At 64.5% G+C, this 7,259-nt stretch carries 6 protein-coding genes, 1 pseudogene and 1 riboswitch; of the genes and pseudogenes, 4 read left to right on the top strand and 3 right to left on the bottom strand.

Going from position 1 to position 7,259, the window contains the following annotated elements:
- Positions 1–3,019 (top strand): leucine-rich repeat domain-containing protein (locus HAQ05_RS23970; protein WP_190425578.1); only part of this gene is annotated, 3,019 nt, incomplete at its 5' end.
- Between the two features lie 110 nt (positions 3,020–3,129).
- A riboswitch (yybP-ykoY riboswitch) is annotated at positions 3,130–3,297 on the top strand.
- Positions 3,298–3,303: 6 nt separating this feature from the next.
- The gene (mntP, locus tag HAQ05_RS23965; RefSeq protein WP_190425575.1) at positions 3,304–3,873 is read left to right on the top strand and encodes a manganese efflux pump MntP; all 570 of its coding nucleotides are present in this window, start codon (positions 3,304–3,306) and stop codon (positions 3,871–3,873) included.
- A gap of 83 nt (positions 3,874–3,956) precedes the next feature.
- Here mntP and HAQ05_RS23960 read toward each other — a convergent pair.
- Positions 3,957–4,205: pseudogene (locus HAQ05_RS23960) on the bottom strand (AraC family ligand binding domain-containing protein); the annotation flags it as partial.
- A gap of 344 nt (positions 4,206–4,549) precedes the next feature.
- Here HAQ05_RS23960 and HAQ05_RS23955 point away from each other — a divergent pair.
- Together HAQ05_RS23955 and HAQ05_RS23950 are read left to right on the top strand one after the other, a co-directional pair.
- Positions 4,550–5,005: an MmyB family transcriptional regulator gene (locus HAQ05_RS23955; protein ID WP_190425593.1), complete on the top strand. Its 456-nt coding sequence runs from the start codon at positions 4,550–4,552 to the stop codon at positions 5,003–5,005.
- Between the two features lie 184 nt (positions 5,006–5,189).
- Complete coding sequence (locus HAQ05_RS23950) at positions 5,190–5,399, top strand: hypothetical protein (protein WP_190425568.1); 210 nt, start codon at positions 5,190–5,192, stop codon at positions 5,397–5,399.
- A gap of 3 nt (positions 5,400–5,402) precedes the next feature.
- Here the strand turns inward: HAQ05_RS23950 and surE are convergent, their stop codons facing one another.
- Both surE and HAQ05_RS23940 read right to left on the bottom strand, forming a co-directional pair.
- Positions 5,403–6,173, bottom strand: coding sequence for a 5'/3'-nucleotidase SurE (gene surE / locus HAQ05_RS23945; protein WP_190425565.1), 771 nt, complete (start codon positions 6,171–6,173; stop codon positions 5,403–5,405).
- Positions 6,136–7,254 (bottom strand): FUSC family protein, encoded by a 1,119-nt coding sequence (locus tag HAQ05_RS23940; RefSeq protein WP_190425562.1) that lies wholly within the window; start codon positions 7,252–7,254, stop codon positions 6,136–6,138. The genes surE and HAQ05_RS23940 overlap by 38 nt, the downstream gene beginning before the upstream one ends.
- Positions 7,255–7,259 lie beyond the last annotated feature (5 nt).

Raw genomic sequence — 7,259 nt, 5'->3', positions numbered from 1 at the left:
GCGCTTGGCGTTGCACGTTGAAGGCAATGGCGGCGCGATCACGCCGTTTGGGGCCGCAGATGCGCAGGCCGAGGTAAGGCTGGATGCCGGCGACCTGGCAAGCACCCGTTGGGCCACGCGCGTGCTCGCCGCAATGAGCGACGCAGAACAGCGCGCGTTGGTGGGTGAGTTGCCGCCGGCCGAGCGGCCGCGGTCCTTGGCCGAGCGCTGGGCGCACGAGATCGAGGCCCATGCGCCAACCCTGCACCGAGAGTTGTTGCAAGGCAACCGAACCGACCCCCGCGTGCAACCCTTGTTTCGGCAATTTCCGGGGCTGACCGCTGAGCAAGCGTTGGCCATTGCCGATAGCGCCGACCAGCGCGAGGTCGATGCGCTGCTGTCCGGGCGAGTGCCGGCGCGGTTAGGTGGGGCTGCAGCCCAAGCGTTGCGCGAGTTGCGGGTGAGCAACGCGCTTGAGGCCCTGGTGCATGGCCGGCCCGGGGATGACCGTGATCGCCTGTTCATGTGTAACCTGGGGCGGCTGCCGGATTGGCCAACCACGTTGGGCATCACGTTGCGAACCGGCTCCTCACTGCGCCCGGCGTTGGCGTATGTCGGTGCCCAGGCACAACAGCAGCGCGTCATCGAGCGCCGAGGGGCGCACTATCATTTGCTCGCGGCGAACGCTACCGCTGGCGAAGGCCTGACCCTTAGCCAAGCGGTTTACCAGGCGCTGCCGGCCCAGGCGCGTGCGTCGCTGGTGGGCACCAACGGCTTGCCGGCGCTGCACGCCAGGATTGTGGAACGGGCTGTGGGCGATTGGGGCCAAGCATTTGCAGACCTGCGCCTGCGAGGCAGTGCGCGGCCCGCGGTGCAACCCCTGCAGCGGATTAATGCCCAGGTAGGCTACGCGCTATCCGGCAGGGGCCGCCTGTTGCCGGAAGCCCCCGGCCAGCCGTTACGGGCGCGCCTGGGCCGGCTGTACCCTGGGCTGAGCTTTGCCGATTTGGGGAGCTTGCTGAACACGCTTCGGGCGCAGGGCGATCGTTCATTGGCCCAGTGGGTTGCGCACTTGGAGGCTGAATGGCAGGCGCTGGACCTTGCCCTGCACCAATGGGCCTACGCGCCATTGGCGGACCGCCCAGGAGACCCGTCTGGGCTGCGCGAGGCCCACGCCGCCATGCGCCGCAGCGTAGCGCAGCGGCTTAAGGCCGCCTGGCGCCGGGAGGCTGGCCTCTCGAACAGCGCCGACGCACGGATAACCTTGAATTTAAGCTATCTAAGCGTCGAGAATTTGCCGCCGCTGTCGGCGAGTTTCAGTGCGGTGCAATCCTTGAACCTGGACGGTACCGACCTAGGCAGTGGCTTGGGCCGTTTCTTGGCGTTGTTTCCCAACCTGTTGGAACTCACGCTGAAAGATCACCCTATTACCCGCTTACCGGCGGAGCTGGCCAGCATGAGCCAATTGGAGCGACTGTCGCTGGCGGGCGTTGAATTGGCTGCCAGCAACGACATGTTCGGCCCCCTGGTCAAGGGCGCAACGCCGACCGCGGCGGCACCCCCACTTAAAACGCTGGTACTGACAGGCATACGAGGGATACCGGCGGCGGCGTTGCGCGCCCTGGCAGGCCTGCCTAATCTGCAATCGCTGCGTTGGGACTATGCCCAGGGGGTTGGCGATGCGCAGCTCTTGGCAATCGCCCACATGACACGGTTGCGCATCCTTAACCTCACGGCCAGCGGTATACGATTGACCTCGCAAAGCCAGGGGTTCCTCGGCCATCTAGGGCATTTGACGGAACTGTCATTAGCCGGCAACCCCTTGGGCTTGGCGCCGCGCCTGACCGGCTTGCGACGCTTGGCCGTGCTGGACCTGAGTAATACCCGGTTGTCGGTACTGCCCGAGGGGCTTGCCGATTTGCTCGCGCCCTGGCCGCCCGTATTAGGCCATATCGTTTTGGCAGACAACCTGATTGCAGACGTGGCGCCGCTGATCGAGCGTTTGCGCGGCCGTGAGCTGGGCGAAAATATCTTTTTGCAACTGCATGACAACCCCCTGCAGGGCCGCCAGCTTAGCGCCCTGGGGGCGCTGGGTATTTTCGTGTCGCACCGTGCCGATCAGTGGTTGGGGTCTCGGCCGGTACTGGTGCAAGCGGCCCGGCGTGCTCGCGGTAATGAGGCCGCGGCGGCGTTTCTCGATTGGCTTAGCACCCAGGTACAGTTAGTACCAAGGTCATTACTGATGTATCGCACATTCCTACGTGGCTTGCTCGGGGCGGGTGATGTGTATGCCTCTGAGCGAGCCGCTATCAGCGATTTTGATGTGCGCCTGGAGGCGTTCCAGCGGCGCATCTATACGCAGGTCAGCGACCTGGTGCAGCCCGATGCCTGGAGCCTGTCGCGACAGCTCGATGCGTTCCGCGCAGCGCAGCAGATAGGCATCGTGAACAACGACGACCCCTTCGATGCGTTGTTGCAACATAACTATCGTTATTGGCAGGCTGAATTGGTGGACCGTTACGCTCAACTTCCCGATGCTCAAGAGCAGTTGTCGGCCCAAAGCAACCGCATGTGCTTCGTCGATTGGCTGCTTGATGCGCAAAATGAGCTGGACCAGATCGACGTCATGGAGCGTATAGGCGAGCAGGACTGGCGGCCGTATCTGGAACTGGTGTCACCACGCTGGGCGCAGCAGCGAGCGTATTGGGACGCCGCCGGCGAACTGCTGCTGGAAGACGGCGCCACAAGGCCCATCGATGCCGGGCAGTTGCCTGCCGACTTGGTGTACCACCTGATCAAACCGGGGGACTCGCTTCCGCGAGCCTTCCACGGCGTCGGCGAGCCGCCGGATGTGATCGAGCCCGTGGCCGACGTGCCCTGGCGTCAGGGCGGTATGGCCCAATGGGTAACGTTGAACGAGGACCAATACCGTCGCAGTGCGGTGATCTACCGCAGGGTTCGGTTGATGGTGCTGGAGCGCGTCGCGCGGGAAATCACCGAAGCGGTGGTGGGCCCTTGGTGGGAGCCGGTTGCGCAGTGAGCCGCGCAGCGCGCCACGTGATGTGTACGGTCTAGCCGAGGCCCGCGCCGCCAGGCTGGCGTTACCCAGATGTTTTTTCACGATATCTTCACCAATGCCCTGGTAACGTTCGTAGCCTCTTTGGGGAGTAACCTGCCTTCGCACTGAAGGCGCCCAGGTCAACATCCTCGGCAACTGCCGTGGCCTGGGCATCCATCTGGACTGGTGAGACCAACGACGCTCCTGCGCCAGAAGCTGGGCATGCAGGGGTTGGTCGTTGTCTCGTGCCCGGCTGGAGTGTTGCGTTGAATCCCATTTCCTTGATATTGCTGGCCTTGGCCATGTCCACCGATGCCTTTGCCGCAGCCATTGGCAAGGGTGCGGCGCTGCAGCGGCCGCGTTTTATCGAAGCCCTGCGCACGGGTGCGATATTTGGCGTGATCGAAGCGGTCACGCCGGTGATCGGCTGGTTACTGGGCCAGGTGGCCACCCGCTTCGTCACGAATTGGGACCACTGGATCGCGTTCCTGCTATTGCTGGGCCTGGGCCTGCATATGATCTACGCCGGGTGGCGCACGGGTGCGGATGAGCCTGAGGCGAAACGTGTGCGCCACGGCTTTTGGCTGCTGGCGGCAACCGCGCTAGCCACTAGCATCGATGCACTGGCCGTGGGCGTCGGCCTGGCCTTCGTCAATGTGAATATTATGCTGGCGGCAGCAGCCATTGGCCTGGCCACCTTGACCATGGTCACGTTGGGCACCTTGCTCGGCAGGGTACTGGGCGCCGTGGTGGGCCAATGGGCGGAAATCGCCGGTGGCCTGGTATTGATCCTGGTGGGCGCCACGATTCTTTACGAGCACCTGGGGGCAGGCTGATCGGCGGCCACTGCGGCGCCCGGGATAAACTAGCGCAGGAAGGCCGCTGGCAGGGCGGCGCCTGTCAAGCACAAGATCCCGGTTCGGCGCCCGGTTCGGCGCCCGGCTCGGTCGTGTACCTCGTCGGGGTGCAGCGTCAGGGTACTGCCGGGCACACCGTGGCGCATCTGCTGGCGGTAGCGAAAGCTTTGCACGCCACTGAGGGTACGGCCGATGGCATAGGTGTCGTGCCGGTGCGGATCGAACCCGTGGCTGCCGAAATAGGCCTCGATACATTCGACGCGGGTCGGGTACTGGCTGCGTAGCAGCCAGTCGCGCAGCGGGCGGGGCATAACGAACACCTGGGTAAATGAAGCGCCAGCATACCGTGCCGTTTCATCGGGGGTATCGGCCGTTATAGGCCACGAAGGGTACTGGCCCGCGCCAGGGCCAATCGGCGCACCGGCGTTGAACCGTCAGTGCTCGAAATACCCGGCAGTGGCCATGTCTTCGAGTAGCCCCGGCCCCTCCGGTTGCCAGCCCAACCTGTGGCGCGTCCATTCGCTAGAGGCAGGGTTATCGAGGGCCGGCGAAGGGGGCGATCCAGCCAAAATGTGTTGCCGCCTCGGCTGCCACCAGGCTCTGTACCGGCACAGCCAGGCCTTGCCCGAAGGTTTCGGCAATCGCCTTGAACGCTATGCCTTGCTCGGCCACCGCGTGGAACCACGCCGCCCGCGCCGTGCTCACCGACTACCGCGCCCTTGCACCCGCGCGGCGTAACATATTGCGGCTGATGTTTCTGAACCCCGAGGTTCGCGCGGCGCAGCCGCAGTGGCCGGCCGTGGCGCGCTTCGTGGTGGCGGCGTTTCGCGCGGATGTGGCAAGGGCCAACGCCGAGGCCAGGGTGCAAGCGCTGGTCGATGAACTGAGTGAAGCCAGCGCCGAATTTGCCGCGTTCTGGCGCGCCCATGAGGTGGGCGGCTTTGGTGAAGGCACCAAGGTGCTGCGCCATGCCCAGGCCGGGTTACTGCAGCTTGAGTACTCATCATTCAGCGTAGATGGCCGTTCGGACCTCGCGCTGGTGGTGTATAACCCGGCCACCGAGGCAGATGCCGAGCGGGTACAGGCGCTAGCGCGAGACTTGCCACGCTGACCGCCCAAGCCGCGTGCGCTCAGGCGCAAAAGGCCCAAACAGCCGTGCTTGAGGGTTGCGCGTGTGCAGTGTGGCGTAAATCAGAGTGGTTATTCTTCGTCATGGTGGTTGAAGGTTTGGTCATATTGCGCGATCTTTAATGCATTATTACCAACGGCGTTACCCCCTGAACGGAACTGGCCCTATGAACGCGACCGCTGTTTTCCTCAACGCCCTGATGTGCACCACCCCCGCCCATACCAACTGCATGCCGCCGCAATTCGTGTGGATGGCGCCAAAGTTCCTGGCCGAAGACAAACGCGCCGAACAGTGTGCCGAGCATGCCGAGGCGCTGAATGGCGCACGCAAGGACCTTTCGGTGCTGTACCGCTGCGATTCACAGCGTGGCGCCTGAGGCCTAGCCCAGGCGTTCGCGCAACTGGGTGCGGGCGCGCTCTTCGGTGCGTTCGAAATGCAGCGGCGTCACGCTGATGCCACCAGTGGCCAGTATCCGGGTTTCGCTGTCTTCGGCGTCGGGCTGGTCACTGCGGCGAATGTTCAGCCAGTAGTACGCTTGTTCGCGTAAGTCGGTGCGGGGGCTAATGTTCACCCCATCGATGCGCCCGCGGCCTTGCCGGGTCACCTGTAGGGGGCCTGCTTGTTCGGCCGGCACGTCCGGGAAATTCACGTTCAGGCAGGCACTGGCGGCCCAACCGGCGGCCCATAGCCGCTGCAGCGTAGGGCCCGCCAGCGCCTGGGCGGTATCCCAGCGCACAGCATCGCGGCGGCTAAACGCTTGGCTCAGGGCGATGGCGGGTAGCCCCAGCAGCAGCGCCGCCATCGCCGCCCCGACGGTGCCGGAAAACACCGTTTCGACCCCCAAGTTCGCGCCTTGGTTGATACCCGACAGCACCAATTGGGGCGGCGCCGGCATCAGTGCGTGCACGGCCATCATCACGCAGTCGCCGGGCGTACCAGACACCGAATAACGCCGGGCGCCCCGTGGCGTCACCCGCAATGGGCTGTGCAGGCTCAGGGCATGGGAAATGCCGCTTTGGTCGTGGTCTGGCGCCACCACCCACACTTCGTCGGCCAGCGCCTGGGCGGCGGCCTCCAGTACCTGTAGCCCGGGGGCATCGATGCCGTCGTCGTTACTGATCAGAATGCGTTCGATCGGTTTCAATGGCACTCTCCTGTGTTATCACGTGGGCAAATGTCCAACGTGGGGCGCTGTTGGCCAGCCGCTGGCGCATGTCGTCGATATTGGCGACCAATTGCCGGGTCAGTGCCCGGTAGCCATTGAGGGCAGGGAAATCGCTGTACTCGCGCTCGCTGGGCAGCTCGCCGCTGCGTTGCAGGCGTTCGGCGCGGCCGTCACGCAGGGCTCGGGCCATGGCCACCAGGCGGCGGCGGATGAACCGATGTTCCTGCTGCAACGAGCGGTTAAGCGCCTCCATCGCCGCGGTGTCGTCGGCGGCCGGGCGGGTGTCGGCTAGAATTTCCAGCAGCGATATGCACAGGCGCAGGTTACGTTGCAGAGCATCCAGTTCGGTTTGGGAAATATGCACTTCCTTGGATACCGAAGCCATCAGGCTGCGTAGCTGCACCAGCGAGGCACTGAGCTTGCGCATACGTTTCAAGTGTTCGTCGCTGGTGACCACCGCGCCGGCAATGATGCGCCCATGCACCGCCGCGCATTCGCGCAGGGCATCGGCCAGGTTGTATCGCCACGAGTACACCGCGTACAGCGGCAAGGCAAACGAGAACGCCAATGCCAACACGTTGCCGATCAGGATATCCACCGTGCGCCACAGCCCATCGGCCATCGGGTTGTCGCCGTGGCCGGCGACGATGAACACGGTGATCGCCGAGAGTAGCGCGGTGTAGCCACCCTTGCCGATGGCATGGTAGGCGAAGAACCCACACGCGGAGGACATCAGCACGTAGGTGAGCAGCGACCAGCCCAGGTAACTTTGCTGCGCGACGATGGCCAAACCGATGACGGCGCCAATCAAGGTGCCGTAGGCGCGCTCCGTCGCCTTGCGGCGGATGTTGCCATGGTGTTGCAGGCCGCCGATCACGATCAGCATGGTCACCGACGCCCATTCGCCATGGGGCAGGTTGATACCGGTGGTCAATAATATGGTGGCCACCAAGCCCAGCGCCACGCGCACGGCGTGGATCAGCCGCGCGTGGCGAAAGCGCCGGTAGGGGTCCAGAAGCGGGCGCAGGGCGCGCCGTAGAAGGGGGGGCAGGCGGTTGGGATTCATCGGGC

Origin of the sequence: Pseudomonas typographi (assembly GCF_014694385.1) — a bacterium.
Classification (GTDB): Bacteria; Pseudomonadota; Gammaproteobacteria; order Pseudomonadales; family Pseudomonadaceae; genus Aquipseudomonas; species Aquipseudomonas typographi.
The sequence above is the reverse complement of the archived record's forward strand: the minus strand, read 5'-3'. Positions and strand labels throughout refer to the sequence as shown.

What these genes read in the sequence shown, in the direction of transcription:
- HAQ05_RS23950 (WP_190425568.1), top strand. Translation starts at nt 5,190, where the DNA reads ATGAACGCGACCGCTGTTTTCCTCAACGCCCTGATGTGCACCACCCCC.
- HAQ05_RS23955 (WP_190425593.1), top strand. Translation starts at nt 4,550, where the DNA reads ATGCCTTGCTCGGCCACCGCGTGGAACCACGCCGCCCGCGCCGTGCTC.
- HAQ05_RS23940 (WP_190425562.1), bottom strand. Translation starts at nt 7,254, where the DNA reads ATGAATCCCAACCGCCTGCCCCCCCTTCTACGGCGCGCCCTGCGCCCG.